At 59.5% G+C, this 26,344-nt stretch carries 27 protein-coding genes; 16 read left to right on the top strand and 11 right to left on the bottom strand.

Annotation, left to right across the window (positions count from 1 at the left end; translation table 11 throughout):
- Nucleotides 1–177 precede the first annotated feature (177 nt).
- Genes efeB through efeU form a run of 3 tightly spaced genes read right to left on the bottom strand, consistent with a single transcriptional unit; the run spans nucleotide 178 to nucleotide 3,475 of the window.
- Nucleotides 178–1,461 carry an iron uptake transporter deferrochelatase/peroxidase subunit gene (efeB, locus tag KHQ23_RS10760; protein ID WP_004147893.1) on the bottom strand — a complete coding sequence of 428 codons (1,284 nt, stop codon included), beginning with the start codon at nucleotides 1,459–1,461 and terminating at the stop codon, nucleotides 178–180.
- A gap of 4 nt (nucleotides 1,462–1,465) precedes the next feature.
- Nucleotides 1,466–2,593 (bottom strand): iron uptake system protein EfeO, encoded by a 1,128-nt coding sequence (gene efeO / locus KHQ23_RS10755; protein WP_004157740.1) that lies wholly within the window; start codon nucleotides 2,591–2,593, stop codon nucleotides 1,466–1,468.
- 51 nt (nucleotides 2,594–2,644) lie between these two features.
- Nucleotides 2,645–3,475: an iron uptake transporter permease EfeU gene (efeU, locus tag KHQ23_RS10750; protein WP_002898913.1), complete on the bottom strand. Its 831-nt coding sequence runs from the start codon at nucleotides 3,473–3,475 to the stop codon at nucleotides 2,645–2,647.
- A gap of 270 nt (nucleotides 3,476–3,745) precedes the next feature.
- Here efeU and KHQ23_RS10745 point away from each other — a divergent pair, with 270 nt between their 5' ends.
- Complete coding sequence (locus KHQ23_RS10745) at nucleotides 3,746–4,930, top strand: NupC/NupG family nucleoside CNT transporter (protein WP_211776946.1); 1,185 nt, start codon at nucleotides 3,746–3,748, stop codon at nucleotides 4,928–4,930.
- A 31-nt stretch (nucleotides 4,931–4,961) separates the two neighbouring features.
- Here KHQ23_RS10745 and KHQ23_RS10740 read toward each other — a convergent pair whose 3' ends face one another.
- On the bottom strand, nucleotides 4,962–5,396 hold the full coding sequence (locus KHQ23_RS10740) for a DUF3574 domain-containing protein (protein ID WP_032421204.1): 435 nt from the start codon (nucleotides 5,394–5,396) through the stop codon (nucleotides 4,962–4,964).
- Between the two features lie 134 nt (nucleotides 5,397–5,530).
- Nucleotides 5,531–7,039, bottom strand: coding sequence for a sodium/proline symporter PutP (gene putP, locus KHQ23_RS10735; RefSeq protein ID WP_004147889.1), 1,509 nt, complete (start codon nucleotides 7,037–7,039; stop codon nucleotides 5,531–5,533).
- A 421-nt stretch (nucleotides 7,040–7,460) separates the two neighbouring features.
- On the opposite strand from putP, the gene putA reads away from it, so the two are divergent.
- Both putA and KHQ23_RS10725 read left to right on the top strand, forming a co-directional pair.
- Nucleotides 7,461–11,423, top strand: coding sequence for a trifunctional transcriptional regulator/proline dehydrogenase/L-glutamate gamma-semialdehyde dehydrogenase (gene putA, locus KHQ23_RS10730; RefSeq protein ID WP_211776947.1), 3,963 nt, complete (start codon nucleotides 7,461–7,463; stop codon nucleotides 11,421–11,423).
- A gap of 185 nt (nucleotides 11,424–11,608) precedes the next feature.
- Entirely contained in the window at nucleotides 11,609–12,004 is a 396-nt protein-coding gene (locus KHQ23_RS10725) for a lysozyme inhibitor LprI family protein (RefSeq protein ID WP_032434304.1), read from the top strand.
- On the opposite strand, the gene rutR is transcribed toward KHQ23_RS10725, so the two are convergent.
- On the bottom strand, nucleotides 12,001–12,639 hold the full coding sequence (gene rutR / locus KHQ23_RS10720; RefSeq protein ID WP_002898883.1) for an HTH-type transcriptional regulator RutR: 639 nt from the start codon (nucleotides 12,637–12,639) through the stop codon (nucleotides 12,001–12,003). The genes KHQ23_RS10725 and rutR overlap by 4 nt on opposite strands.
- Before the next feature lie 284 nt (nucleotides 12,640–12,923).
- Here rutR and rutA point away from each other — a divergent pair, with 284 nt between their 5' ends.
- From rutA to rutG, 7 genes are read left to right on the top strand one after another with little or no spacing between them, the layout of a single operon-like run.
- A complete protein-coding gene (gene rutA, locus KHQ23_RS10715) occupies nucleotides 12,924–14,015 on the top strand; it encodes a pyrimidine utilization protein A (protein WP_004176608.1) in 1,092 nt (363 codons plus the stop codon).
- Nucleotides 14,015–14,725 (top strand): pyrimidine utilization protein B, encoded by a 711-nt coding sequence (gene rutB, locus KHQ23_RS10710; RefSeq protein WP_211776948.1) that lies wholly within the window; start codon nucleotides 14,015–14,017, stop codon nucleotides 14,723–14,725. Before rutA ends, rutB begins: the two co-directional genes overlap by 1 nt.
- Nucleotides 14,718–15,110 carry a pyrimidine utilization protein C gene (gene rutC / locus KHQ23_RS10705; RefSeq protein ID WP_002898877.1) on the top strand — a complete coding sequence of 131 codons (393 nt, stop codon included), beginning with the start codon at nucleotides 14,718–14,720 and terminating at the stop codon, nucleotides 15,108–15,110. The genes rutB and rutC overlap by 8 nt, the downstream gene beginning before the upstream one ends.
- Nucleotides 15,107–15,910, top strand: a complete 804-nt coding sequence (gene rutD / locus KHQ23_RS10700; protein ID WP_009308385.1) for a pyrimidine utilization protein D — start codon at nucleotides 15,107–15,109, stop codon at nucleotides 15,908–15,910. The genes rutC and rutD overlap by 4 nt, the downstream gene beginning before the upstream one ends.
- Nucleotides 15,907–16,497 carry a malonic semialdehyde reductase gene (locus KHQ23_RS10695; protein WP_002898814.1) on the top strand — a complete coding sequence of 197 codons (591 nt, stop codon included), beginning with the start codon at nucleotides 15,907–15,909 and terminating at the stop codon, nucleotides 16,495–16,497. The genes rutD and KHQ23_RS10695 overlap by 4 nt, the downstream gene beginning before the upstream one ends.
- Before the next feature lie 10 nt (nucleotides 16,498–16,507).
- The gene (rutF, locus tag KHQ23_RS10690; RefSeq protein WP_032434302.1) at nucleotides 16,508–17,002 is read left to right on the top strand and encodes an NADH-dependent FMN reductase RutF; all 495 of its coding nucleotides are present in this window, start codon (nucleotides 16,508–16,510) and stop codon (nucleotides 17,000–17,002) included.
- Between the two features lie 21 nt (nucleotides 17,003–17,023).
- Nucleotides 17,024–18,346: a pyrimidine utilization transport protein G gene (gene rutG / locus KHQ23_RS10685; protein WP_004211313.1), complete on the top strand. Its 1,323-nt coding sequence runs from the start codon at nucleotides 17,024–17,026 to the stop codon at nucleotides 18,344–18,346.
- A gap of 406 nt (nucleotides 18,347–18,752) precedes the next feature.
- On the opposite strand, the gene KHQ23_RS10680 is transcribed toward rutG, so the two are convergent.
- Together KHQ23_RS10680 and KHQ23_RS10675 are read right to left on the bottom strand one after the other, a co-directional pair.
- Nucleotides 18,753–19,691, bottom strand: a complete 939-nt coding sequence (locus tag KHQ23_RS10680; protein WP_032434299.1) for a DMT family transporter — start codon at nucleotides 19,689–19,691, stop codon at nucleotides 18,753–18,755.
- A 162-nt stretch (nucleotides 19,692–19,853) separates the two neighbouring features.
- Nucleotides 19,854–20,027, bottom strand: a complete 174-nt coding sequence (locus KHQ23_RS10675) for a general stress protein (RefSeq protein ID WP_002898708.1) — start codon at nucleotides 20,025–20,027, stop codon at nucleotides 19,854–19,856.
- 87 nt (nucleotides 20,028–20,114) lie between these two features.
- On the opposite strand from KHQ23_RS10675, the gene KHQ23_RS10670 reads away from it, so the two are divergent.
- The 3 genes from KHQ23_RS10670 to KHQ23_RS10660 all read left to right on the top strand — a co-directional run bounded on the left by KHQ23_RS10670 (nucleotide 20,115) and on the right by KHQ23_RS10660 (nucleotide 21,307).
- Nucleotides 20,115–20,246, top strand: coding sequence for a hypothetical protein (locus tag KHQ23_RS10670; protein ID WP_004224058.1), 132 nt, complete (start codon nucleotides 20,115–20,117; stop codon nucleotides 20,244–20,246).
- A gap of 216 nt (nucleotides 20,247–20,462) precedes the next feature.
- Nucleotides 20,463–21,059, top strand: a complete 597-nt coding sequence (gene wrbA, locus KHQ23_RS10665; protein WP_002898704.1) for an NAD(P)H:quinone oxidoreductase — start codon at nucleotides 20,463–20,465, stop codon at nucleotides 21,057–21,059.
- 20 nt (nucleotides 21,060–21,079) lie between these two features.
- A complete protein-coding gene (locus KHQ23_RS10660) occupies nucleotides 21,080–21,307 on the top strand; it encodes a YccJ family protein (protein ID WP_002898701.1) in 228 nt (75 codons plus the stop codon).
- 68 nt (nucleotides 21,308–21,375) lie between these two features.
- Here KHQ23_RS10660 and agp read toward each other — a convergent pair whose 3' ends face one another.
- Nucleotides 21,376–22,623: a bifunctional glucose-1-phosphatase/inositol phosphatase gene (gene agp / locus KHQ23_RS10655; RefSeq protein WP_032434252.1), complete on the bottom strand. Its 1,248-nt coding sequence runs from the start codon at nucleotides 22,621–22,623 to the stop codon at nucleotides 21,376–21,378.
- A 152-nt stretch (nucleotides 22,624–22,775) separates the two neighbouring features.
- Between agp and KHQ23_RS10650 the strand changes: the two genes are divergently transcribed.
- Both KHQ23_RS10650 and KHQ23_RS10645 read left to right on the top strand, forming a co-directional pair.
- The gene (locus KHQ23_RS10650; protein ID WP_004141456.1) at nucleotides 22,776–23,225 is read left to right on the top strand and encodes a helix-turn-helix domain-containing protein; all 450 of its coding nucleotides are present in this window, start codon (nucleotides 22,776–22,778) and stop codon (nucleotides 23,223–23,225) included.
- Nucleotides 23,226–23,340: 115 nt separating this feature from the next.
- Complete coding sequence (locus KHQ23_RS10645; protein ID WP_004214503.1) at nucleotides 23,341–24,129, top strand: SDR family oxidoreductase; 789 nt, start codon at nucleotides 23,341–23,343, stop codon at nucleotides 24,127–24,129.
- A 20-nt stretch (nucleotides 24,130–24,149) separates the two neighbouring features.
- On the opposite strand, the gene KHQ23_RS10640 is transcribed toward KHQ23_RS10645, so the two are convergent.
- On the bottom strand, nucleotides 24,150–24,371 hold the full coding sequence (locus tag KHQ23_RS10640; RefSeq protein WP_002898602.1) for a hypothetical protein: 222 nt from the start codon (nucleotides 24,369–24,371) through the stop codon (nucleotides 24,150–24,152).
- A gap of 256 nt (nucleotides 24,372–24,627) precedes the next feature.
- Between KHQ23_RS10640 and KHQ23_RS10635 the strand changes: the two genes are divergently transcribed.
- Nucleotides 24,628–24,750, top strand: coding sequence for a small membrane protein (locus tag KHQ23_RS10635; RefSeq protein WP_002898600.1), 123 nt, complete (start codon nucleotides 24,628–24,630; stop codon nucleotides 24,748–24,750).
- A 118-nt stretch (nucleotides 24,751–24,868) separates the two neighbouring features.
- Here the strand turns inward: KHQ23_RS10635 and KHQ23_RS10630 are convergent, their stop codons facing one another.
- Nucleotides 24,869–26,260, bottom strand: a complete 1,392-nt coding sequence (locus tag KHQ23_RS10630) for an APC family permease (protein ID WP_004141463.1) — start codon at nucleotides 26,258–26,260, stop codon at nucleotides 24,869–24,871.
- Between the last annotated feature and the right edge of the window lie 84 nt (nucleotides 26,261–26,344).

Here is a 26,344-nt window from a genome sequence, read left to right as displayed (position 1 = left end):
ACATCAAAAAAGATTCTTAATGCAACTTATTTTTCACAATGACGCAACAAATAGTTCTTAAGCAAGTGTAGGAGACTATCGGTCATTTGTATTACAGAAATATAACACATGGCAGGAAATATAAGAAAAATGAGAAAAACAGCAGAAAACGCCCTGCCCTTACGGGCAGGGTCGGTATCAGGCCTGCAGCAGCGACTCTCCCAGATAGTGTTTTTCATCAACTACGCCGGGTAAAACAAAGAAGTAGCCCCCGCCGATCGGTTTGACATACTCCTCCAGCGCCTCGCCGTTAAGCCGTTTCTGCACCGTCAGAAAACCCTTTTCCAGATCGTGCTGATAGCAAACGAATAACAGCCCCATATCCAGTTGTCCGGCGTTAGTAACCCCCAGCGAATAGCTGTAGCCGCGGCGCATCATCAGGCTGGACTGGGTTTCCGGCGTGCGGGGATTGGCCAGACGAATATGGCTATCCAGCGCAATGACTTCGCCGTTAGGATCTTTGCTGTAATCCGGGGTATCGTGTTCGTTTTTCATCCCCAGCGGCGCACCGGTGTGCTTGTCGCGACCAAAGATCGTCTGCTGCTCCTTGAGCGGCGTCCGATCCCAGAACTCCACGTGAAACTGGATGATGCGCGCCGCCTGATAGCTGCCGCCCACGGTCCAGGCCGGCTCGTCCTGATCGGCTGTCACCCACACTACCTTATCCATCAGCGCGCTGTCGTGGCTCGCCGGGTTAGCGGTGCCGTCCTTAAACCCCAACAGGTTGATGGGGGTCTCTTTGCCTTTGCTACGCGCCGCGCTGTCGGAGATAAACCCTTCCCGCTTCCAGCGCACGCTCAGCAGATCCGGCGTATGTTTGATGACATCACGCAGGGCGTGGATCACCGTATCCTGAGTATTGGCGCAGATCTGCAGCAGCAGGTCGCCATGGCACAGCGCGGCATCCAGCGAATCGTTGGGGAAGCGGGTCATCGGCTGCAGCTTTTTCGGTGCTTTATCCGCCAGGCCAAAGCGCTCATCAAATAGCGAATGGCCGACCGAGACGGTGATGGTCAGGTTATCTGGCGCAATCCACGGCCCCAGGATGCCGGAATCCATCGGCGGCAGCCGCGGATTCGGCGTGTCCGGCGCCGGGCCGCCCTGGGTTAAAAAGGCGATACGCTGGGTCAGCAGTCGAAACAGCCGCTCGAGGTCGGCTTTATCAGCCGCCAGCACATCGAAGGCCACCAGCATCATCGAAGCCTGCTGCGGCGTCAGAATGCCCGCCTGATGCCGGCCATAGAATGGCTGCTTTTCCTGGCGCGCGTCGGGTGTGAGCGTCCCCGGGGAACTTTCCGCTTTTGCCGCATGCGCTACCGGGCAGCCGCCGGTGATGGCCAGCGCGCCGCCAAGCGCGCCGATCCCTTTCAGTAAGCGACGACGTGACGGCTCGTTCACGTCGTGGGGTTTCTGCTGTGCCATCGACTTAGTCCAGCCCCAGGATCCCGCGCAGCTGAGCCAGATCTTCCGCCAGGGTGGTGATCGGCCCTTTCAGCGCATTACGGTCGGCGGTGGTCAGCTTATCGTAGGTCTCGAAGCCGTCTTTGGTGCGATATTTGCTGAGGATGCTGTCCACTTTCTTAAAGTTGGCGTCCACTTTCGCCAGCAGCGCGCTGTTCTCTTTTTGCAGCTGCGGGCGCAGCAGGTCGACAATTTTCTGCGCGCCGTCAATGTTGGCCTGGAAGTCCCACAGATCGGTATGGCTGTAGCGATCTTCTTCACCGCTGATCTTGCTGGCCGCGACTTCCTCAATTAATCCTGCCGCGCCGCCCACGACTTTTGACGGCGGGAACGCCAGCTCGCTGATACGCTTTTGCAGCTCCAGCACATCGCTGTTCAGCTGATCGGCATATTTTTCCATCCCTTTGACGCTGTTATCGCCAAACAGCGCTTTTTCCAGACGGTGGAAACCGGTAAATTTCGGATCTTCCGCTTTTTTCTCGAAGTCGTCTTCGCGGGCGTCGATGCTGCCGTCAAGGTCAGAGAACAGCTCGGCAATGGGCTCGATGCGCTCGTAATGCTGACGCGTCGGGGCGTACAGCGCTTTCGCTTTTTCGATATCGCCGGCTTTCACCGCGTCGGTAAAGGCTTTGGTGCCGCTAACCAGCTGCGCGGTTTCCGCCGTCACATAGGCTTTATAGGCGGTGATCGCGTCGCCGAGGCTCAGCACCGCATCCGCTTTCGCCGCGTCTTTGGTGGCGGCGCCGGTGACGATCAGTTTGCCTTTCGGGTTGGTGAGCAGGCCACAGGTCATGTCATATTCGCCCGGCTGCAGGTTCGCGGTGAGCTTCTGAGTAAAGCCCGGCGCGATGTTTTCGCGCTCTTCCACCACCATCACCCCTTTCAGAATCTCCCACTCCAGCGCTTTCTGGCTGTGGTTCTGAATAATAAACTGGGTTTTACCCGCGTTAACGGTCACCTGCATCGGCTCGCACTGCTTGTCGTTGACGGTGACTTTGACCTGCGGGATATCCGCAGCCTGAGCACCGAATGCAGAGCTGAGCAGCGCGGCCACGGTCACCCGCAGCGCATTACGGCGAAAATGAATCATCATGATCATCCCTTTCGGTAAGTAGAGTGTCGCTTATAAGCTCGCAGCGCCCGGTCAGGCAGCCCGCGAGGCAGTGGTATTATTCCGCGGCGGCAGGGCAAACAGCACCAGCGCCGGGATCAGATAAAGCAGATAGACAGCCACTTCGCTGACGCTCGGCGTCTCCTGATAGCCGAAGATCCCTTCCAGCAGCGTGCCGAACAGCGTATGCGTCGACAGCACGTTGCTCAGATCGAAGGCGGTATCCTGGAACAGGTTCCACAGGCCCGCCTCGTGGAAGGCGCGGATCGCCCCCGCGGCCAGGCCAGCGGCCACCAGCAGAATAAACAGGCTGGTCCATTTGAAGAACACGCCAAGGTTAAGGCGGATACCGCCCCAGTAGATCAGGAAGCCCAGCACGATAGCGGTGGCCAGACCCAGCAGCGCCCCCAGCGGCGGCCAGATGCCGACATCCTGCTGGAAGGCCGCCAGCAGAAAGAAGACCGACTCCAGCCCCTCACGGGCGACCGCGAAAAAGACCATCATCACCAGCGCCCAGCCGTGGTGATTACCGCGCTGCAGCGCCTTGTCCACGGCCTGCTCCAGCTGCTGCTTGACGTTGCGTGAGACATTGCGCATCCAGAAGACCATCCACGTCAGGATCACCACCGCAATGACCGCGACGATCCCTTCGAACAGCTCCTGTTCACGCTGAGGAAATTCACCGGTGGTTTCGTTGATAAAAATGCCTAAGCCAAGACACAGCGCCGCCGCGAGGATCACGCCAATCCACATCACGCCAATCCAGTTGCCGCGCTGGGTGCGTTTCAGATAGCTGGCGATCAGGCTGACAATCAGCGCCGCCTCCAGGCCTTCGCGTAACATAATGAGAAATGGGACAAACATGCCAATACCCTTAAATGTAAAGCACCGTCAACGAATGCAAAAACAGGTAATATTTATGATAGTGATTATCATTACAATGCTCAGAAACACAAGCGAAATGTGCAGAGAATGATGATCAGTTGTAAATAAATCGCTGACAAATAATGACTTATGAAAATATTCGCCTGTTATGAAGGGAAAGAATAAGCAAAGGATTTTTTACGCCAGATATTTACCCGCCGTAGCGGCTATGGCTAAATGGCGGCCTTATTGACTTGCGAAAAGAACAACATGACTGCATTTTTTCATTTCCTGCTGGCGCTGGCGGTGATCCTCGCCCTGGCCTGGCTTGTCAGCTACGACAGACAAAAAATTCGTATTCGTTATATTCTCCAGTTGATTATTATCGAAATAGCGCTCGCTTTCTTTTTCCTGCACGCCGAAAGCGGCCTGTGGCTGGTAAAAAATATTTCCGGCTTTTTTGCTTCGCTGTTAGGCTTTGCCGCCGAAGGGACCAATTTCGTCTTTGGCGGCATGAGCGAAAAAGGCTTAGCCTTTATTTTCCTGGGCGTCCTGTGTCCGATTGTGTTTATTTCCGCGCTGATTGGTATTCTCCAGCACTGGCGGATCCTGCCGATTTTTATTCGCGTGATTGGCACCCTGCTGTCGAAAGTAAACGGCATGGGTAAGCTGGAATCTTTCAACGCCGTCAGCTCGCTGATCCTCGGCCAGTCGGAGAACTTCATTGCCTACAAGGGCGTACTGGGCGACCTCTCCTCACGGCGACTGTTCACTATGGCGGCGACGGCCATGTCGACCGTATCGCTGTCGATTGTCGGCGCCTATATGACCATGCTGGACGCCAAATATGTCGTCGCAGCGCTGATCCTCAATATGTTCAGCACCTTTATCGTGCTGTCGGTAATTAACCCGACGCGGCCGGGCAGCGAGCAGGAAATAAAACTCGAGAAGCTGCATGAATCGCAGAGTTTCTTTGAAATGCTCGGGGAATATATTCTGGCCGGCTTTAAAGTGGCGATGATTATTCTGGCGATGCTGATCGGTTTTATCGCCCTGATCAGCGCCATTAACGAGCTGTTCGCCACCCTGTTTGGTCTCAGCTTCCAGCAGATCCTCGGCTACGTCTTTTATCCGCTGGCGTGGCTTATCGGCATCCCGCTGAGCGATGCGCTAAACGCCGGCAGCATCATGGCCACCAAACTGGTCGCTAACGAATTTGTGGCGATGATTGAGCTGCAAAAGATTGCCGCCAGCATGACTCCTCGCGGGCTCGGCATTCTCTCGGTATTCCTGGTGTCGTTTGCCAACTTTGCCTCGATCGGCATTATCGCCGGGGCGATCAAAGGCCTGAATGAACCGCAGGGCAATATCGTCTCCCGCTTCGGCCTGCGGCTGGTGTATAGCGCCACGCTGGTAAGCCTGCTTTCCGCCAGCTTCGCCGGGCTGGTGCTGTAAAACAAACGGCGGGGCTGCCCCCGCCGTTTACTCAGAACTGCACGCAGACCGGCTGGTCGACACGCATCACCGACTCCTGCGCGAAGCGTGATTTATAGCCCTGGCGCAGAGCCTCAATACCGGCCTCGCTCTGTACGTCATGCCCATGGATCACCATCAGCGCCTTGCTCTGCTCCCGCACCACCTGACCATTCTGGCCAAGCCACTGGCCGTGGGCATCAAACACCGTCAGCCCGTCGCGAAAGCGCGGCGTGACGTCACGGTCGACAAACTGTTGCCACTCTTCAGCGGTGATGTCTTTCCCCGCCGGGCGGCTCAGACCGAAGTAAAGCGTGGTTTGCACCATGGACTTATCCGCCGGGCAGACGCCGGGCTTCGGCGCGCTGGTCGATGAACTTCCACCCGCCACGCAGCCGCTGAGTAACCCTGCCAGCACCAGCGCCATTGCACCCTGTCTGAACGTCATCTTTGCTATCCTCATTGTTATTAGTCAGGAAATATCAGCGGATTTTCAGATAATTAGCAAGGGTTATAATATTCCGGCACGGCACCAGGCAATAAAAAGCCCGCCAGCGGCGGGCTCGTGAGCATCAGATGATCTTACTCAGCCGTGGCGCGTACCGGCGGCGGCGTATGGTAGTGGGCATCCGCTTCGGCAAAGCGCTGCTGCATGCTGGCCGACGGCGCTTTATCCAGCAGGCTAAAGACCACAATCCCGATGCTGCCGAAGACAAAGCCCGGAATGATTTCATACAGGCCCAGCCAGCCAAACTGCTTCCAGACGATCACGGTCAGGGCGCCAATCACCATCCCGGCCAGCGCGCCGTTACGGGTCATGCGCGACCACATTACCGAGAACAGGACCACCGGGCCAAAGGCGGCGCCGAAGCCAGCCCAGGCGTAGCTCACCAGACCCAGCACGCGGTTTTCCGGATTGGCCGCCAGGGCAATGGCCACCAGGGCAACCACCAGCACCATCATACGGCCCACCCACACCAGCTCTTTCTGACCGGCGTTTTTACGCAGGAAGGCTTTATACAGGTCTTCGGTAATTGCGCTCGAGCAGACCAGCAGCTGACAGCTCAGGGTGGACATCACCGCCGCCAGAATCGCCGACAGCAGGATCCCGGCAATCCACGGGTTAAACAGGATTTGCGCCAGTTCGATAAACACGCGCTCGGCGTTCTGGTTAACCGCGCCCGCCAGGCTCGGGTTGTTATTGAAGTAGGCGATGCCAAAGAAGCCGACGGCCACCGCCCCGCCGAGGCAGAGGATCATCCAGGTCATACTAATGCGACGTGCGTGAACGATGCTGTGGTGCGAATCCGCCGCCATAAAGCGCGCCAGAATATGCGGCTGACCGAAATAACCCAGCCCCCAGCCCATCAGCGAGATAATCGCCACGAAGTTCAGCCCTTTCAGCATGTCGATATTTTCGATGCTCTTCTGCTTAATCACTTCCAGCGAATCGCCAAAGCCGCCGACGGAAATAATCACGATCACCGGGGTGAGGATCAGCGCGAAAATCATCAGGCTGGCCTGCACGGTATCGGTCCAGCTAACGGCGAGGAAGCCGCCGACGAAGGTATAGATAATCGTCGCCGCCGCCCCGGCCCACAGTGCGGTTTCATAACTCATGCCGAAGGTGCTTTCAAACAGACGCGCCCCCGCGACAATTCCTGAAGCGCAATAGATGGTAAAGAACAGCAGAATAACCAGCGCCGAAATAATTCTCAGCACCCGGCTTTTATCTTCAAAACGGCCGGTAAAATAATCGGGCAGCGTCAGGGCGTTATTATTCACCTCGGTATGCACGCGCAGGCGACCGGCCACCAGCTTCCAGTTAATCCACGCCCCCAGCGTTAAGCCAATGGCGATCCAGCTTTCGGAAATCCCGGAGAGAAAAATCGCCCCTGGCAGGCCCATCAGCAGCCAGCCGCTCATATCCGACGCCCCTGCGGAAAGCGCGGTCACAAATGGCCCCAGACTCCTTCCCCCGAGAATATAATCATCGAAGTTTTTGGTCGAACGCCAGGCAATAAACCCTATCAATACCATACCAAAAATATAAACAATAAATGTCACCAGCATCGGTGTGCTAATAGCCATGCAAAGTCTCCAGAATTTTTATCGACAGCGTCCAACTTCGTCGTTTTTTTCCACTACCGGAACGGGGTAATGGCGCATTGTTTAATTGGGCGACCGTATCCTGACGGAAGCTTCGGTTTTTCACAAACGATTTAACACAGCATTTACACGAAAAACCGACGGCGCAAAACGTCAATTTGTTAGAGGTTGCACTCTCTCACGTTTTTAAAGGTTGCACCAAACAAAAGTGTTAACTCACGCATACAAATACCCTATGAGCCCGGGGTTAAATTTCTGCTATTTTAGGGGTTATTTTTAACAAATTAGCCATTTCACGGCTTCCGTCACAAGCCACAATTAACAAGGTTGCACAAAGTTGCAACATAGTGGATATTTCCATGCAACCGCATAAGCCTAACGATAAATGACAGGAGTTTTGAGCATGGGCACCACCACCATGGGTGTTAAGCTTGACGACGCAACCCGCGAGCGCATTAAATCCGCCGCGAGCCGTATTGACCGCACGCCGCACTGGCTGATTAAGCAGGCCATCTTTAATTATCTGGAAAAACTGGAGAACGACGAGACGCTGCCTGAGCTGCCGGCCCTGCTCTCCGGGGCCGCCAACGAAAGCGATGACGCCAGCGAACCAACGGAAGAGCCCTATCAGCCGTTTCTCGAATTCGCCGAGCAGATCCTGCCGCAGTCGGTGAGCCGCGCGGCGATCACCGCCGCCTGGCGACGTCCGGAAACCGACGCGGTACCGATGCTGCTGGAGCAGGCCCGTCTGCCGCAGCCGCTGGGCGAACAGGCGCACAAGCTGGCGTATCAGCTGGCGGAAAAACTGCGCAACCAGAAAACCGCCAGCGGCCGCGCCGGTATGGTGCAGAGCCTGCTGCAGGAGTTCTCCCTCTCTTCACAGGAAGGGGTGGCGCTGATGTGCCTGGCGGAAGCCCTGCTGCGTATTCCGGATAAAGCCACCCGCGATGCGCTGATCCGCGACAAAATCAGCAACGGCAACTGGCAGTCGCACATCGGCCGCAGCCCGTCGCTGTTCGTCAACGCCGCCACCTGGGGGCTGCTGTTCACCGGAAAACTGGTGTCGACCCATAACGAGACCAGCCTCTCCCGCTCCCTGAACCGCATCATCGGCAAGAGCGGCGAACCGCTGATCCGCAAAGGCGTGGATATGGCGATGCGCCTGATGGGCGAGCAGTTCGTCACCGGGGAAACCATCGCCGAAGCGCTGGCCAACGCCCGCAAGCTGGAAGAAAAAGGGTTCCGCTACTCCTACGATATGCTCGGCGAAGCCGCCCTGACCGCCGCTGACGCCCAGGCCTATATGGTTTCTTATCAGCAGGCGATCCATGCCATCGGTAAAGCCTCCAACGGCCGCGGCATTTATGAAGGTCCGGGTATCTCCATTAAGCTCTCCGCGCTGCACCCGCGCTACAGCCGCGCGCAGTATGACCGGGTGATGGAAGAGCTTTACCCGCGGCTGAAATCGCTGACCCTGCTGGCGCGCCAGTATGACATCGGCATAAATATTGACGCCGAAGAGGCCGACCGTTTGGAGATCTCCCTCGACCTGCTGGAAAAACTGTGCTTCGAGCCGGAACTGGCCGGCTGGAACGGGATTGGCTTCGTGATTCAGGCCTACCAGAAGCGCTGTCCGTTTGTCATTGATTACCTGATTGACCTCGCCACCCGCAGCCGCCGTCGCCTGATGATCCGTCTGGTGAAAGGCGCCTACTGGGATAGCGAAATTAAACGCGCGCAGATGGAAGGTCTCGAAGGCTATCCGGTATACACCCGCAAGGTTTACACCGACGTCTCCTACCTCGCCTGCGCTAAGAAGCTGCTGGCGGTGCCGAACCTGATTTACCCGCAGTTCGCCACCCATAACGCTCATACTCTGGCGGCTATCTACCAGCTGGCGGGCCAGAACTACTACCCGGGCCAGTATGAGTTCCAGTGCCTGCACGGCATGGGCGAACCGCTGTACGAGCAGGTGGTGGGCAAGGTCGCCGACGGCAAACTGAACCGTCCGTGCCGCATCTACGCCCCGGTGGGCACCCACGAGACGCTGCTGGCGTATCTGGTGCGTCGTCTGCTGGAGAACGGCGCCAATACCTCTTTCGTCAACCGTATCGCGGACAATACCCTGCCGCTGGACGAGCTGGTGGCCGACCCGGTCAGCGCGGTAGAAAAACTGGCGCAGCAGGAAGGCCAGGCCGGCCTGCCGCATCCGAAAATCCCGCTGCCGCGCGATCTCTACGGCAGCGGCCGGAGCAACTCCGCCGGTCTCGATCTGGCGAACGAGCACCGTCTGGCCTCCCTCTCCTCTTCCCTGCTCAACAGCGCGCTGCATAAATGGCAGGCATTGCCGATGCTGGAGCAGCCGGTGGCCGAAGGCGAAATGCAGCCGGTGGTTAACCCGGCAGAGCCGAAAGATATCGTCGGCTACGTCCGCGAAGCCAGCGACGCTGAAGTGCAGCAGGCGCTGACCAGCGCTATCAAGAATGCGCCGATCTGGTTCGCCACTCCGCCGCAGGAGCGCGCCGCCATTCTTGAGCGCGCCGCGGTGCTGATGGAAAGCCAAATGCCGACCCTGATGGGGATCCTGGTGCGCGAGGCGGGTAAAACCTTCAGCAACGCCATCGCTGAAGTGCGCGAAGCCGTTGACTTCCTGCACTATTACGCCGGCCAGGTGCGCGACGATTTCGATAATGAAACTCACCGCCCGCTGGGTCCGGTGGTCTGTATCAGCCCGTGGAACTTCCCGCTGGCGATCTTCACCGGCCAGATTGCCGCCGCGCTGGCGGCCGGCAACAGCGTGCTGGCGAAACCTGCCGAGCAGACGCCGCTTATCGCCGCCCAGGGCGTGGCGATTCTGCTGGAAGCCGGCGTGCCGCCGGGCGTTATTCAACTGCTGCCGGGTCGCGGGGAGACCGTGGGCGCCGCGCTAACCACCGATGAGCGCGTACGCGGCGTGATGTTCACCGGCTCCACCGAAGTGGCCACCCTGCTGCAGCGCAATATCGCCAGCCGCCTCGATCCCCAGGGCCGCCCGACGCCGCTGATCGCCGAAACCGGCGGGATGAACGCGATGATCGTCGATTCGTCGGCGCTCACCGAGCAGGTAGTGATCGACGTGCTGGCTTCCGCGTTCGACAGCGCTGGCCAGCGCTGCTCCGCCCTGCGCGTGCTTTGCCTGCAGGAAGAGGTCGCCGATCACACCTTAACCATGCTGCGCGGCGCCATGAGCGAGTGCCGGATGGGCAATCCGGGGCGCCTGACCACCGATATCGGTCCGGTTATCGATGCGGAAGCGAAAGAGAATATCGAACGCCATATTCAGGCGATGCGCGCCAAAGGCCGCACCGTCTACCAGGCGGTGCGTGAGAATAGCGAAGACGCCCGCGAATGGCGTCACGGGACCTTCGTGCCACCGACGCTTATCGAGCTCGACAGCTTCGACGAGCTGAAAAAAGAGGTCTTCGGCCCGGTACTGCACGTGGTGCGCTATAACCGTAACGAGCTGGACAAACTGGTCGAGCATATTAACGCCTCTGGCTACGGCCTGACCCTCGGCGTGCATACCCGTATCGACGAAACCATCGCCCAGGTCACCGGCAGCGCCAAGGTGGGCAACCTGTACGTCAACCGCAATATGGTTGGCGCGGTGGTCGGCGTTCAGCCGTTCGGCGGCGAAGGGTTGTCCGGTACCGGTCCGAAAGCCGGCGGTCCGCTGTATCTGTACCGTCTGCTCTCCAGCCGTCCGCAGGACGCGGTTGGCGTGACCTTCGCCCGCCAGGATGCAGAGCGTCCGCTGGACGCCCAGCTGAAAACGCTGCTGGAAAAACCGCTGCAGGCGCTGCAGCAGTGGGCCGCGGGCCGTCCTGAGCTGCAGGCGCTGTGCCAGCAGTACAGCGAGCAGGCGCAAAGCGGCACTCAACGCCTGCTGCCGGGGCCAACCGGCGAGCGCAACACCCTGACGCTGATGCCGCGCGAGCGCGTGCTGTGCGTAGCGGATAACGAACAGGATACGCTGATCCAGCTGGCGGCTGTGCTGGCGGTGGGTTGTGAAGTACTGTGGCCGGACAGCGCCCTGCAGCGCGATCTGGCGAAGAAACTGCCGCGGGAGGTCAGCGAGCGCATTCGCTTTGCCAAAGCGGAGCAGTTGCCGGGCCAGGCCTTCGACGCGGTTATCTACCACGGCGATTCCGACCAGCTGCGCGAGCTGTGCGAGCAGGTGGCGGCGCGCGATGGGGCGATTGTCTCCGTGCAGGGCTTCGCCCGCGGCGAAACCAATCTGCTGCTGGAGCGGCTGTATATCGAGCGTTCGCTGAGCGTTAACACCGCGGCGGCAGGCGGTAACGCCAGCCTGATGACCATCGGCTAAAACGGGCTCCCCGGTGGCGCTACGCTTACCGGGGCTACCTACCACCGCCAAAGGGTAGCCCGGATAAGGTGCGGTGCGCCGCCATCCGGGCAATCAGTCTGCGCTGCGATCAGCTAATGACAGCCGACGTCAGCTGTGTTTAATTAAGGCTCCCGGACGGGAGCCTTTTTTATGGGAGCAGAACAATGAAACGCACGTTATTTGCCGTGATGGCCCTGCTGGCCAGCGGCGCGGCGCTGGCGGACGAGTGCAGCAGCGCCAACACCCAAACCGAAATGAATCAGTGCGCGGCTGCGCAGTATCAGGCGGCCGATAAAAAACTGAACGACACCTGGCAGCAGGCCCTGCAGCGGGCGGTGGGTAAACAACAAACATTACTGAAGCAGGCGCAGCAGGCATGGATCGCCATGCGCGACGCCGACTGCGCCTTTCTCGCGTCCGGCGCCGAAGGCGGCAGCATGCAGCCAATGCTGGTCAGCCAGTGCATGACCGATAAGAGCGTGGAGCGGGAGTCTTTCCTCGCCTCGCTGCTACAGTGCGAGGATGGCGATCAAAGCTGCCCGCTGCCGCCCGCCAATTAACGGACGCGAATGCCTTCGATAATCATCCGCTGGACATTATCGACCGTTTGTTCAAAAAAGGCCGCATCCTGCAGCGTGGCGCCGGTGACCGCCTCCACCTGGGTGGCGAAGTCGGCGTAATGCTGGGTGGTAGCCCAGATCATAAAGATTAAATGCTGTGGATCGACCGGCGCCAGCTTGCCGCGGTCGATCCAGCCGGAGACTATCGCCGATTTCTCATCGACCAGCGCTTTCAGATCCCCGGTCAGTTCGCCCATCAGCAGCGGCGCCCCCTGCAGCATCTCGAGGCAGAAGAGCTTCGAGGCCTGGGGGTGATCGCGGGACACTTCCAGCTTCAGGCGAATATATTCGCGGATCGCCACCAGCGGGCTGATATCCTCACGAAAGGCCTTCAGCGGCGCCAGCCAGATGGCGAGGATCTGCTGCAGGACAGCCACATACAGCGCCTCTTTCGAAGGGTAGTAATAGAGCAGATTGGTTTTCGATACCCCGGCGCGTTCAGCCACCTGCTCCAGCCGCGTACCGTGAATACCAAATTGCGAAAATGCCTCCAGCGCGGCGGCCAGGATGGCCTCCTTTTTGGCGCTGACCGCTTGTGAACGTTTGCCGCTTTTCTTCACCGCGCCCTGTGCCATACATCCTCTCCTTCAGTTGACGCCACCAGCATAGCAAAAGCCCTGCGCCGACACGACCCCATGCACCCTGATTGCGCATGACTGCCGTTTTTTCGTGCACTGATTTTGACCATCCAGTCCACTTTTTTACCGTCCTTTTCAGCAACTCAAAAGTAACACATTAATAACATTAGCATTTATAAAACTGGCATCGCCTTTGCTTTACCTTTTCTGCGAGGTGGTCCAGGGAGAGGCAGGATGCCGCACCATCGCAACCCATCTTCCATGACTGCAGAGAGGTAGGTATGAAAATTGGTGTTTTCGTTCCCATTGGCAACAACGGCTGGCTGATCTCCACCCATGCCCCGCAGTATATGCCGACCTTTGAACTGAATAAGGCCATCGTGCAGAAGGCCGAGCACTACCATTTCGACTTCGCGCTCTCCATGATCAAACTGCGCGGCTTCGGCGGGAAAACTGAATTCTGGGATCACAACCTGGAGTCCTTCACCCTGATGGCCGGCCTGGCCGCGGTGACCTCGAAGATCCAGATCTACGCCACCGCCGCCACCCTGACGCTGCCGCCGGCGATTGTCGCCCGGATGGCCTCCACTATCGACTCCATCTCCGGCGGCCGGTTTGGCGTCAATCTGGTGACCGGCTGGCAAAAACCGGAATATGACCAGATGGGCATGTGGCCGGGAGATGACTATTTCGCCAGCCGCTATGACTATCTCACCGAATACGTCCAGGTGCTCCGTGACCTGTGGGGCACCGGGCGCAGCGATTTCAAAGGTGACTACTTCACCATGAACGACTGCCGGGTCAGCCCGCGCCCGTCGCAGCCGATGAAGGTGATCTGCGCCGGGCAGAGCGATGCCGGGATGGCCTTCTCCGCCCAGCATGCGGACTACAACTTTTGCTTTGGCAAAGGGGTCAACACGCCAACGGCCTTTGCCCCGACCGCCGCACGCATGATGCAGGCGGCGGAAAAAACCGGCCGCGACGTGGGGTCCTATGTGCTGTTCATGGTGATCGCCGACGAAACCGACGAGGCGGCGCGCGCCAAATGGGAACATTACAAAGCGGGCGCCGATGAAGAAGCGCTGGCGTGGCTCACCGAGCAGAGTCAGAAAGATACCCGCTCCGGCAGCGATACCAACGTGCGCCAGATGGCCGACCCCACCTCGGCGGTCAACATTAACATGGGCACCCTGGTCGGATCGTATGCCAGCGTCGCCCGTATGCTTGATGAAGTAGCGAGCGTGCCCGGCACCGACGGCGTGCTGCTGACCTTTGATGATTTTCTTGCCGGCATTGACGCCTTTGGCGAACGCATTCAGCCGCTGATGCGCTGCCGGGACCACATTGCTTCTGTTACCCGTGAGGTGGCCTGATGATTACCCTTCCCGCTCGCCCGGAATCCCTGACCTTCGCGCCGCAGCAGAGCGCGCTGATTGTGGTCGATATGCAGAACGCCTACGCCAGCCTGGGCGGTTATCTGGATCTCGCCGGCTTTGACGTCTCCGCTACCCGGCCGGTTATCGACAATATTAATACCGCCGTCGCCGCCGCTCGCGCCGCGGGTATGTTGATTATCTGGTTCCAGAATGGCTGGGATGATCAGTATGTTGAAGCCGGCGGCCCGGGCTCGCCGAACTATCACAAATCCAACGCGCTGAAAACGATGCGTCAGCGTCCGGAGCTGCAGGGCAAGCTGCTGGCGAAAGGCGGCTGGGATTATCAGCTGGTGGACGAGCTGACGCCGCAGGAAGGCGATATCGTGTTGCCGAAACCGCGCTACAGCGGCTTCTTTAACACCCCGCTCGACAGCATTTTGCGCAGCCGCGGCATACGCCACCTGGTGTTCACCGGGATCGCCACCAACGTCTGCGTCGAATCGACGCTGCGCGATGGCTTCTTTCTCGAATACTTCGGCATCGTGCTGGAGGATGCCACCCATCAGGCCGGCCCGGCCTTCGCCCAGCAGGCGGCGCTGTTCAATATTGAAACCTTTTTCGGCTGGGTCAGCGACGTCGAGAGCTTCTGCCACGCGCTGTCCCCCGCCACCCCGCTGGCTTTAGCCAAGGAGAAACGTTATGCCTAAACAGGTGATTATTCCGCCAGGCACCACCGCGCCGATTGCCCCCTTTGTTCCGGGGACGCTCGCCGACGGGGTGGTCTACGTCTCGGGCACCCTGCCGTTTGATAAGCAAAACAATGTGGTGCACATCGGCGACCCAAAGGCGCAAACCCGCCACGTGCTGGAGACCATCAGGAGCGTTATCGAAACGGCGGGCGGGAGTATGGCGGATGTGACTTTCAACAGCATCTTTATCACCGACTGGACAAATTACGCCGCGATTAACGAGGTCTACGCCGAGTTCTTCCCCGGCGATAAACCGGCGCGCTTCTGCATTCAGTGCGGACTGGTGAAGCCCGATGCGCTGGTGGAAATCGCCAGCGTCGCCCATATCGGTACCCCGACATGATGAGGCTCAATATTGCTCCGGCTCCGTGGCCCGGCGCGCCGGTGGTGGTCCTCAGCGCCGGTCTGGGCGGGGGCGGCGGCTACTGGCTGGCGCAGCGCGCGGCGCTGGAGGAACAGTATCAGCTGGTGAGTTATGACCATAACGGGACCGGGGAGAACGCCGGTCCGCTGCCCGCCGACTACAGCCTGGCGACGATGGCCGGGGAGCTGTTCAGCGCTCTGCAAGCGGCGGGGATCGCCCGCTTCGCGCTGGTGGGCCACGCCCTGGGGGCGCTGATTGGCCTGCAGCTGGCGCTCGATCGCCCCGAGGCGGTGAGCGCCCTGGCGCTGGTCAACGGCTGGCTGTCGCTGTCGCCGCATACCCGCCGCTGCTTCCAGGTGCGCGAGCGTCTGCTGCATGCCGGCGGCGCGCAGGCGTGGGTCGAAGCGCAGCCGCTATTTCTCTACCCGGCGGAATGGATGGCCGCGCGCCTGCCGCGCCTCGAAGCGGAAGATGCGCTTGCCATCAGCCATTTTCAGGGCAAAGAGAATCTGCTGAAGCGGCTGCAGGCCCTGAAGCAGGCTGATTTTTCACGCCGTGCGTCGGCCATCGCCTGCCCGACGCTGATTATCAGCGCCGCTGACGACCTGCTGGTCCCCGCCTCCTGCTCCCGCGTGCTGCAGACGGCGATCCCCGGCAGCCAGCTCGTGGAAATGCCGTGGGGCGGCCATGCCTGTAACGTCACCGACGCCGATACCTTTAATACCATTTTACGCGACGGGCTGGCCGCTATGCTGCCGGTCGCCAGGGAGACCCGATGAACGACGCGATAAACCACACGGCCTGCGAGACGCTGTTTACCCAGGCCCGGACCCACAACGGCTGGCTGGATAAGCCAGTGAGCGATGCGCAGCTGCAGGCCGTCTGGGACCTGATGAAAATGGGGCCGACTTCCGCCAACTGTTCGCCAGCGCGCATCGTGTTCGTGCGCAGCGCGGAAGGCAAAGAGAAACTTCGCCCGACGCTCTCCAGCGGCAATCTGCAGAAAACCATGCAGGCGCCGGTGACCGCCATCGTGGCGTGGGATAGCGCCTTCTACGACCGGCTGCCGACCCTGTTTCCCCACGGTGACGCCCGCAGCTGGTTTACCTCCAGCCCGCAGCTGGCGGAAGAGACCGCGTTTCGCAACAGCTCCCTGCAGGCGGCGTATCTGATTTTTGCCTGCCGGGCGCTGGGCCTCGACACCGGGCCAATGTCCGGTTTTGACCGGGAAAAAGTCGACGCGGCATTTTTTGCCGACAACGGCTGGAAAAGCAACCTGCTGGTGAACATCGGCTATGGCGACCCCGGCAAGCTGTACGGCCGCCTGCCGCGCCTGTCCTTTGATGAAGCCTGCCTGCTGGCATAAGGAGTTTACGATGGAGTTAACGGACAAAGCGAGTTTCCGTGACGCCATGGCCCACGTCGGCGCCGCGGTTAACATTATTACCACCGATGGCCCGGCGGGCCGGGCGGGATTCACCGCCAGCGCGGTCTGCAGCGTTACCGACACGCCGCCGACCCTGCTGGTCTGCCTGAACCGCTCGGCTTCGGTGTGGCCGGTGTTCAGCGAACACCACACGCTATGCGTCAATACCCTGGCGGCCGGACAGGAGACCCTGTCGACGCTGTTTGGCGGTAAAACGGCAATGGACGAGCGTTTTGCCGCCGCCGACTGGCAGACCGGCGCCACCGGCTGTCCGCGGCTGGAGGCGGCTCTGGTCAGCTTTGACTGCCGCATCGACCAGCGCGTCAGCGTCGGGACGCACGACATTCTGTTTTGTCACGTCGTGGCCATTACCCGTCACCCGGGGCCCCGGGGACTGATGTGGTTTGACCGCGGCTATCACACGCTTATGCGACCCGCTTGTTAACCTTTAACCCGGGATATCATCATGGCACTCTTCGATTTTCCTCGCTGGAAGCTGACCTCTCCTGCCGCCGAATCCGGCGTTGTCGCCCCCGATGAACGCTTGTCGGCCGGGCAAACGCTGGTGATGGGCGTGCAGCACGCCGTTGCGATGTTCGGCGCGACGGTGCTGATGCCGTTGTTGATGGGGCTCGACCCGAACCTGTCTATTCTGATGTCGGGCGTCGGCACCCTGCTGTTCTTTGTCGTCACCGGCGGACGGGTGCCGAGCTATCTCGGCTCCAGCGCCGCTTTTGTCGGGGTGGTGATCGCCATTACCGGCTTTAACGGCCAGGGGCTGAACCCTCATCTGAGCGTCGCCCTTGGCGGGATCATCGCCTGCGGGCTGGTCTACACCCTGATTGGTCTGGTGGTGATGAAGATCGGCACCCGCTGGATCGAGCGCCTGATGCCGCCGGTGGTGACCGGCGCGGTGGTGATGGCTATCGGCCTGAACCTGGCGCCGATTGCCGTGCGCAGCGTCTCCGCCAGCGCCTTCGACAGCTGGATGGCGGTGTTAACTGTGCTCTGCATCGGCATAGTGGCGGTATTTACCCGCGGGATGCTGCAGCGACTGCTGATCCTGGTCGGCCTGATCGTCGCCTGCGCGCTGTACGCCCTGCTGGCTAACGGCCTGGGCCTTGGCAAACCGCTGGACTTCTCCCCCCTCGCCCAGGCGGCGTGGTTCGGGCTGCCGCACTTTACCACCCCATCCTTTAACGGCCAGGCGATGATGTTGATTGCGCCGGTCGCGGTGATCCTGGTGGCCGAGAACCTCGGGCACCTGAAGGCCGTCGCCGGGATGACCGGGCGCAATATGGACCCGTACATGGGGCGCGCCTTCGTCGGCGACGGGCTGGCGACCATGCTCTCCGGTTCGGTGGGCGGCAGCGGGGTCACCACCTATGCGGAGAACATCGGCGTCATGGCGGTGACCAAGGTCTACTCAACGCTGGTGTTTGTCGCCGCGGCGCTGATTGCCATGCTGTTGGGTTTCTCGCCGAAGTTCGGCGCATTAATCCACACCATTCCCGGGCCGGTAATCGGCGGCGCCTCGATCGTGGTCTTTGGCTTAATTGCCGTCGCCGGGGCGCGGATCTGGGTGCAAAACCGGGTGGATCTGAGTCAAAACAGCAATTTGATCATGGTGTCGGTGACCCTGGTGCTGGGCGCCGGCGATTTCGCGCTGTCGCTGGGCGGCTTTACGCTGGGCGGGATTGGCACGGCCACCTTCGGGGCGATCCTGCTGCACGCGCTGCTTCATCGCGGGACGCGCGAGGCGAAGGAGGCCAGGGTAACGCCGGTGTAAGCCACATTAGCGCGGCGTTGGCGCAGGGAGCGGTGTGGGCCTGGGTGGTGTGATCCTGTAGGCCGGATAAGGCATTTATGCCGCCATCCGGCACCACCACGGGCACGGAACCTGACCGCCCGGCGGCGCTGCGCTGGCACGGGCCTGGAGACTGCCACGGCCTTCCGGGAACGTCTCAGCGATTTTGAGGCCGTCAGCACCGGCAGTTTCAGCAACAATGGTGAATAAATTAACGGCAGGTCGTACGAACGTAGGCCGGGTAAGGCGCAGCCGCCACCCGGCATAAAAGCGACGCCGTGCCTAGAGCCATCGCCCGGCGGCGCTGCGCTTGCGCGGGCCTGGAGACAATCAGAGCCGGACGAGTACCAGCCAGGATAAGCGCCGCTGTCGGGTCAGAAGGAAAATATTATGGCTCGCGGCGATCGGCCAGGTCCGTGAGCGGCTGCGCATCGTCGTTTGTGGAAACCTGCGGCGGCGACTTGCGCTTCCACTTCAGCTCGCTCACCAGCACCCCCGCGAGGATCAAAACGCAGCCGAGCAGGGCCAGCAGCGGCAGACGCTCACCGGCCAGCCGGCCAAAAATACCGGCCCATACCGGTTCACCGGTATAAATAAGGGTGGCCCGCGTCGGCGAGACGCTGCGCTGCGCCCAGTTCATGGTCACCTGAATGATCGCGCTGAAAATCCCCAGCCCCAGTGCGACGCCGAGCAGGGCCGGCGTCAACGACGGCACCGATTCACCCGCCGGCTTCATGGCGGCGAAAGCCACCAGCGACGCGGTCGCCAGCTGCACCACCGTCACCCGGCGGACATCGACTTTTCCGGCCCAGGCGCTGATAAGGATAATCTCCGCCGCGATCGCCACCGCGCTTGCCAGAGTGATCATCTCCCCCACGCCAAGCGCCAGCAGATTATTTTCCGGCCCGGCCAGCAGAATTAAACCAATAAAGGCCAGCACAATCCCCACGCAGGACATCACCCCCGGCATACGTCCCAGGCACAGCCACTGCAGCAGCGGCACCAGCGGTACATACATCGCGGTGATAAAGGCAGATTTACTGCTGGAGATGGTCTGTAGTCCCCAGGTCTGCAGGCCATACCCCAGCGCAATCGCCACGCCAATCGCTACCCCGGCCTTCACCTCCAGCCACGTCAGACCGCGCAGAGTGCGCAGCGAAAGCAGGCCCACCGCCAGCGCGGCGGTCGCGAAACCCAAACCGACAAAAAACAGCGGCCCGCTGAGGCTCACCGCGTACTGTACGGCAAGGAACGTCCCTCCCCAGAACATGGTGATCATGATAAGGAGCGCTTCCTGGCGGCTAACGGAGAATTTTAACGAAGACATAAGACAGCCATGACGATTAACGGGCGACCAGTGTGCAATCCGCCCGGCGGGAGCGCAACCACCGACAGATAAAAAAACCGCCGGCAGATGCCGGCGGCGAGGGCGATGCGGTTGGGTCGGGGAGATTAACACCGCATCAAAGAGAACAGTGCGAGTCGCGCGTTAACTTTCACGACTACCATGACTGTTTTTACCCCCTTTTTTGCCAGCCTCTGAGGCGCGCTGAGGGTCATTTTTAAAATTCCCCCCGCTATGCTGGCCACCTTTACGTCCTGCTTCTGATGCTCTTTCACGGTCTTCAGCAAAGTTGCCGGAACCGCCACGATGGTTTGCCATTACTGACCTCCATTAGGTTAGACATCATAGTGCATTACGCGGGAGCGGCGACGCCGCTGTCCTGCCGCGTATCTATAAGGTTAGTGAATGACTGCGGCTGACGGCGGCGAATGTAATATCCAGAAACAAAGCCGGGCGAAAAAAGCTTCCTCGCGCCGCGAACAGCTCCTAACCGACTCTGCTGGCGAAGAAAAAATAGTCAGCAAAAATGTATCCTGATGCTACATCCTCGCCGCAGCGGCCAAAATAGCAGGCGCAACGCTTCCTCCTTCACTTCCTTTCAGGCCGCGCGGTGCAAGGAAAAGTAAATAACGCTTTGTCATTTTGTTATAAATCAAATAAATGCCCGTTGGATTTGCACTCTCCGGCGGAGGCTTTATCTTTAAAGGTACCAGCTATTTTGCTGGCTTATAATGCAACCGAGGAGTGATGGAAATGGCTAAAATTCTGGTGCTTTATTATTCCATGTATGGACACATTGAAACCATGGCTCATGCCGTCGCCGATGGGGCGAACCGGGTGGACGGCGTTGAGGTGGTTGTGAAGCGCGTGCCGGAAACCATGCAGGCTGAAGCATTCGCCAAAGCAGGCGGGAAAACGCAAAACGCGCCCGTCGCCACGCCGCAGGAGCTGGCAGAGTATGACGCCATCATCTTTGGTACCCCGACGCGCTTCGGCAACATGTCCGGTCAGATGCGTACTTTCCTCGATCAAACCGGCGGTCTGTGGGCGTCCGGCGCTCTGTATGGCAAAATCGCCAGCGTATTTAGCTCAACCGGTACCGGCGGCGGCCAGGAACAAACCATTACCTCGACCTGGACGACGCTGGCCCACCACGGCATGATCATCGTCCCGATCGGCTATGGCGCCCAGGAGCTATTCGATATCTCCCAGGTACGCGGCGGTACCCCTTATGGCGCAACCACCATCGCCGGCGGCGACGGCTCGCGGCAGCCGAGCGAGGAAGAGTTAGCCATCGCCCGCTATCAGGGTGAACATGTCGCCAAACTGGCCGTTAAACTGCACGGCTAATCTTCTGCAGGAGGAGCACTATGCCAACTCAAGAAGCAAAAGCACATCGCGTCGGCGAATGGGCAAGTTTACGTAACACCTCACCGGAAATTGCCGAGGCGATTTTCGAAGTCGCCCACTACGATGAGAAACTGGCGGAGCAAATCTGGGAGGAAGGCAGCGACGAAGTGCTGGCGCTGGCCTTTGCCAAAACCGATAAAGACAGCCTGTTCTGGGGCGAACAGACGATTGAGCGTAAAAACGTCTAGGAGGTTTATCCCCACCTGGGCTCACCCTAACCTGCTAAAAAAACCCGGAGTGCTCCGGGTTTTTTTCGTTATTTCGCCGCCTCGTTGATCACCTTTTTAAAGGTCTCCAGCGGGCAGAATCCCTGGTCATCAACCGGACAGCCGTTAAGCGCCAGAGTGACCCGCTGCGGCGGGGCCTGCAGGGTTAACGCGTCGGCGTTACGCAGTTGCTCGGTACTTTGATAGACATACTCAATCTTCATCAGATCGCGATTGCCGGCGCTGTCATGCCAGCGCTGAAACAGCAGTTTGCCGCCGATAGGAGTGCGCTCATACTGGCCGGGAAGTTGATAGGGCTTAAAGTCCAGGGCGGTGAGCAGCGAAGCGATATTCGAGTCGTGTCCCACCAGCAGCGTGACTTTCGCCTTGCTGGCTCCCTCGCCCACCAGCGCGTTATCGATATATTTAACCAGCGGTTTGGCGACGTTTTGCGCCACCGCCACCGAGGTAAACAGACTATCCTGATAGCCATTTTTCAGCTTCGACAGCACTTGCCACTGCTTATCGCTGGCGATCTCCCCCCACGCCACCTGATCTTTCGGGAAGCCTTCATAATATTGCAGGGTGAAGGCGTCTACCAGCGAGTTGCCCACCTTCAACGGTCCGGACACTCCCGGCTCCTGCTGATAACCGGCGCTAAAGGTATCTTTACCCTCGCTCAGGGAACAGACCTTCTTCTCTTTGCAGGAGGGCGAGTTGCGATAATCGATCATCGTCTCCAGCAGCTTGTAGCTCTCGGTCAACTGCATTCCCTGGCGCTCTTTTTCCATCGCCAGCAGCGCTTTCTCGCGAAACGCCGGGGAGTCGTCGGTAATAACCGGGTTGAAGGTCGGGTCCATGGTGCCCATCTGAGGCTGGTGATGCACCGGGATGCCGCAGCCCGGGAACGCGCCGGTGATAAAGAACTGCGCGGTGGCGACGGTGCGCTGCAGGCTGTTAGCGTAGGCATAAACCGCGTTTTCCGGCGGGCACTCGCCGCTGGTCACCAGCTTCTGCTGCGCCAGCCATTCGCGCATATAGTGGCCCATATACACCTCCAGCACACCGCCTTTGGCGGTCAGCTGGCCGCCCGGCACATCCCACTGCGGCCAGGCCTTGGCGGTGGACTGCTCCAGCACGCTGCCGTTATTGGCCAACGGCGCACGCAGGTTGTGACGACTCATGATCAGCACCTGCTGCAGCTGATACCCCTCCGGGGCGGCCGTGTCCTGCGCCTGAGCGCCAGCGGATAACATCACCGCGCCGGCAACGGCGGCGGCAAGTAGACGTTTTTTCATCCCTTCATCCTTAGTCATTTATTATCATCGCGTTAATTGTGCCGGATTTATGACATTTTTCCTGGTAATCGCTCGCAAACTTAGACCGTAGCCGAAAATTTCCCCTGCCAGGCAAAGAGTTTTATAATGAAACAATTAACCTGGAGGCTTTCGTGAAACGTACCCGTCTGGAAAACAGCTGTTGCCCTATCGCCCGCTCCCTCGACGTTATCGGCGACTGGTGGTCGCTGCTGATCGTCCGCGATGCTCTGCGCGGGGTGCGCCGTTTTAGCGAATTCCAGAAAAACCTCGGTATCGCCAAAAACATGCTCGCCGGGCGGCTGAAAATGCTGGTGGATGAAGGCATCCTGCGCCTGCAGCCGGCCTCCGACGGCAGCGCCTGGCAGGAGTATGTCCTGACCGATAAGGGCCGTGCCCTGCAAACGGTGCTGGTCGCCCTCTCCCAGTGGGCAGACGACTATCTGTTCGATCCTGACGAACCGGCGACCCGGCTCATTGACCGCCAGCAGCGCCAGCCCCTGCGTAAGCTGGTCCTGCAGGCGGCAGATGGCCGTGAGCTGGCCCCGGCGGACATCACCATCGCTATCCCGCTGAACGACTAAACGCTGCCCGCGACAGGCAAAAATGAAAAAGTCCTGGCAAAATGGTTGCATTATTAAACCTAATATCTCATGCTGAATTTGGTTTAATAATGCAACCTTTTACGAGGCATTTCTCATGACCCAACCATCGCACACAGCTTTTATCACCGGCGCGTCCTCAGGTATCGGCGCGATCTATGCCGAACGACTCGCCGCCCGCGGCTACAACCTGATCCTCGCCGCCCGTCGTGAAGACCGTCTGCAGGCGCTCGCCGACCAGCTGCAGGCGCGCTACGCCATCCAGGCAAGCATCCTCAAAGCCGATCTTAGCGAAGAGCACGGGATTGCCGCCGTAGAGCAGCGTCTGCAGCAGGATCCCGCCATCGACCTGTTCATTAACAACGCCGGCACCGCGAAATTGGCGGGTTTTCTCGCCAGTACGCCACGCGAGCACCAGGCGATTCATACGCTCAACACCACCGCGCTGCTGCGTCTGAGCTATGCCGCGCTGGCCGCTTTCACCCCACGACGCCGGGGGACGCTGATCAATATTGCCTCTATCCTCGCGCTGCATACGCTGCCGGGCAGCGCAGTCTACAGCGCCAGCAAAGCCTGGGTGTTGAGCTTCACCCGCGGCCTGCAGGAGGAGTTTGCCGACAGCGGCGTGCGTATTCAGGCGGTATTGCCGGCGGCGACCGCTACCGATCTGTGGCCGACCTCCGGCGTGGCGCTGGACGCTCTGCCCAGCGGCACGGTAATGACCACCGAGGATCTGGTTGACGCCGCTCTCAGGGGGCTGGAGATGGGGGAACAGGTCACCTTACCACCGGTTCATGACCTGGGACTGTGGGAGACTTTTGAGCAGTCCAGAGTGGCGCTGTTTACCAGCGCGCGAACCGGACAGCCTGCGCCGCGGTATCGATAAGCGGCACCGTGCGGCAGGCGCTACTCCGGTAGCGGAACCGCCGTCAGGGTACAGATCGCCTCGTGCTCGCCGCCGCGGCGATCGGTAATCACCACCTTATCGCCCGCCTTTTTGCCTTCACACGGCTTGAGGACCTGCTCCACGATCCGCTCGCGGCTCGCCTGACGTTCACTTTCAGCCTGACTGGCGAAGGCAGACAGCGCCAACGCTACGCCCAGCAGGCTGAGGGTTTTCTTATACATGACTGACTCTCAGATCGTTCTTATTCGCGGTCAGCGTAACTCGCTGTAGGCCGCACTTCTGTAAAATCACTTAACGGAGTGTTACGCCATTTCAGGTGAAACCCAGGCGGTCACATCCCTGCGGGAAATATTTTATCACAACCCCGCCGCCGGATATTCTCGCGATGAGGCGTCATCTTTCAGACATATCCCGATGTTATCTTCACACAGAGCCCTGTATCTTTTTCCCTTTCCAAACAGAATATTAGGTTGGTCTATGTCGGGTCTTATTCTCTTTATCGTCGCGGTGGCGCTGCTGGGCGTCGCCATCTACAGCCTGGTGTCGTACCTCAAAGAGCGGCGCGCCAGTCAGTTACCTGTCCATAAAAAGAAGAAATAATACCTTCCGTTCCCCACCGTTTTCTGCTGATTTCTTTACCGTCCTGTACTGTCCCTTACCGAAGCCAAAACGAAGGCAGGCCTGCGGGCCTGCCTTCGTTCAGTTTATGCCTCAGAACCTATGACTCCCAGGCCTGCTCCGCTTTAGCGGCATCAAACTGCGGCGGCGGTTTGCGGAAGCGTCGGGTCAGATAAGTCAGGTACAGCAGACCAAGCGCCGCCCACACCAGGCCGAGCGTCAGGGAGGTGGCCTCGAGATTGATCCACAATACCCCGACCGTCAACGCCCCGACCATCGGCAGCAGCAGATAATGCAGTCGATCCTTCCAGGTTTTGTTGTACCCCTTGCGCCGCCAGAAGTGGTTGAACACCGACAGGTTAACGAAGGTGAAGGCCACCAGCGCGCCGAAATTAATCAACGCGGTGGCGGTCACCAGGTCGAAGAACAGCGCCGACAGCGCAACGATGCCCACCATAATCACGTTCAGCGCCGGGGTACGCCATTTCGGATGCACATAGCCAAAAATGCGCTCCGGGAAGACGTTGTCGCGGCCCATCACGTACAGCAGACGGGAGACGCTGGCATGGGAGGCCAGGCCGGACGCCAGGGTGTTAACAAAGGTGGTGCACAGGAAAATCGACTGGAACAGCTTGCCGCCCACGTACAGCGCAATCTCCGGCAGCGCGGCATCGGGGTCTTTAAAGCGATGAATATCCGGGAAGAACAGCTGCATAAAGAACGACGCGACGATAAAGATAATGCCGCCGTACATCGCGGTGAGAAAAATTGCCTTCGGGATCACTCGCGCGGCGTCAGGGGTCTCTTCCGACAGGGTGGTCACCGCGTCGAAGCCGAGAAACGAGAAGCAGACAATGGTCGCGCCGGTAATAATCGGGATCAGATGCGCATTCTGGCTGATAAACGGCTGCAGCGACCAGACGGTACCCACCCCCTCGCCTTTATGCAGCCCCTGCACCACCAGAATGACAAACACCACCATGATCGAAATCTGCACCAGCACGAACAGGGTATTGAAGTTGGCCACCAGGTTAACGCTTTTCAGGTTCGCGGCGGTCAGAATAGCGACAAAGGTCACTACCCACACCCACGGCGGCACTTCGGGGAACAAGGCCGAGAGATAGATCTTCGCCAGCAGGACGTTGATCATCGGCAGAAACAGATAATCCAGCAGCGACGACCAGCCAACCATAAAGCCGACGTGCGGACTGATGGATTTTTGCGCGTAGGTATAGGCGGAACCGGCTTCCGGAAACTGACGCACCAGTTTGCCGTAGCTGATGGCGGTGAACAGCACGCCAGCCAGCGCCAGCAGATAAGACGCCGGAACGTGGCCATTGCTGATGCCGGAGACGATGCCGAAGGTATCAAACACCGTCATTGGCGTCAGATAGGCCAGCCCCATCATCACCACTTGCCAGAGTTTGAGGGATTTACGCAGACGCGGTCTGCCCGCCTGAGCGGCGTTATGCGCCGGAGGATTAATAGCCATCGCCCATCCCCCCCTTGCTGTTAACAGTTTGCGGGCCCAACGTCCGCGTGACAAACCTGCTTAGCAAAGGGGTAAGGCGTAGAT

The organism is Klebsiella sp. 64 (assembly GCF_018223915.1).
GTDB lineage: Bacteria > Pseudomonadota > Gammaproteobacteria > Enterobacterales > Enterobacteriaceae > Klebsiella > Klebsiella pneumoniae.
This window is presented reverse-complemented; position numbering and strand designations above follow the sequence as displayed.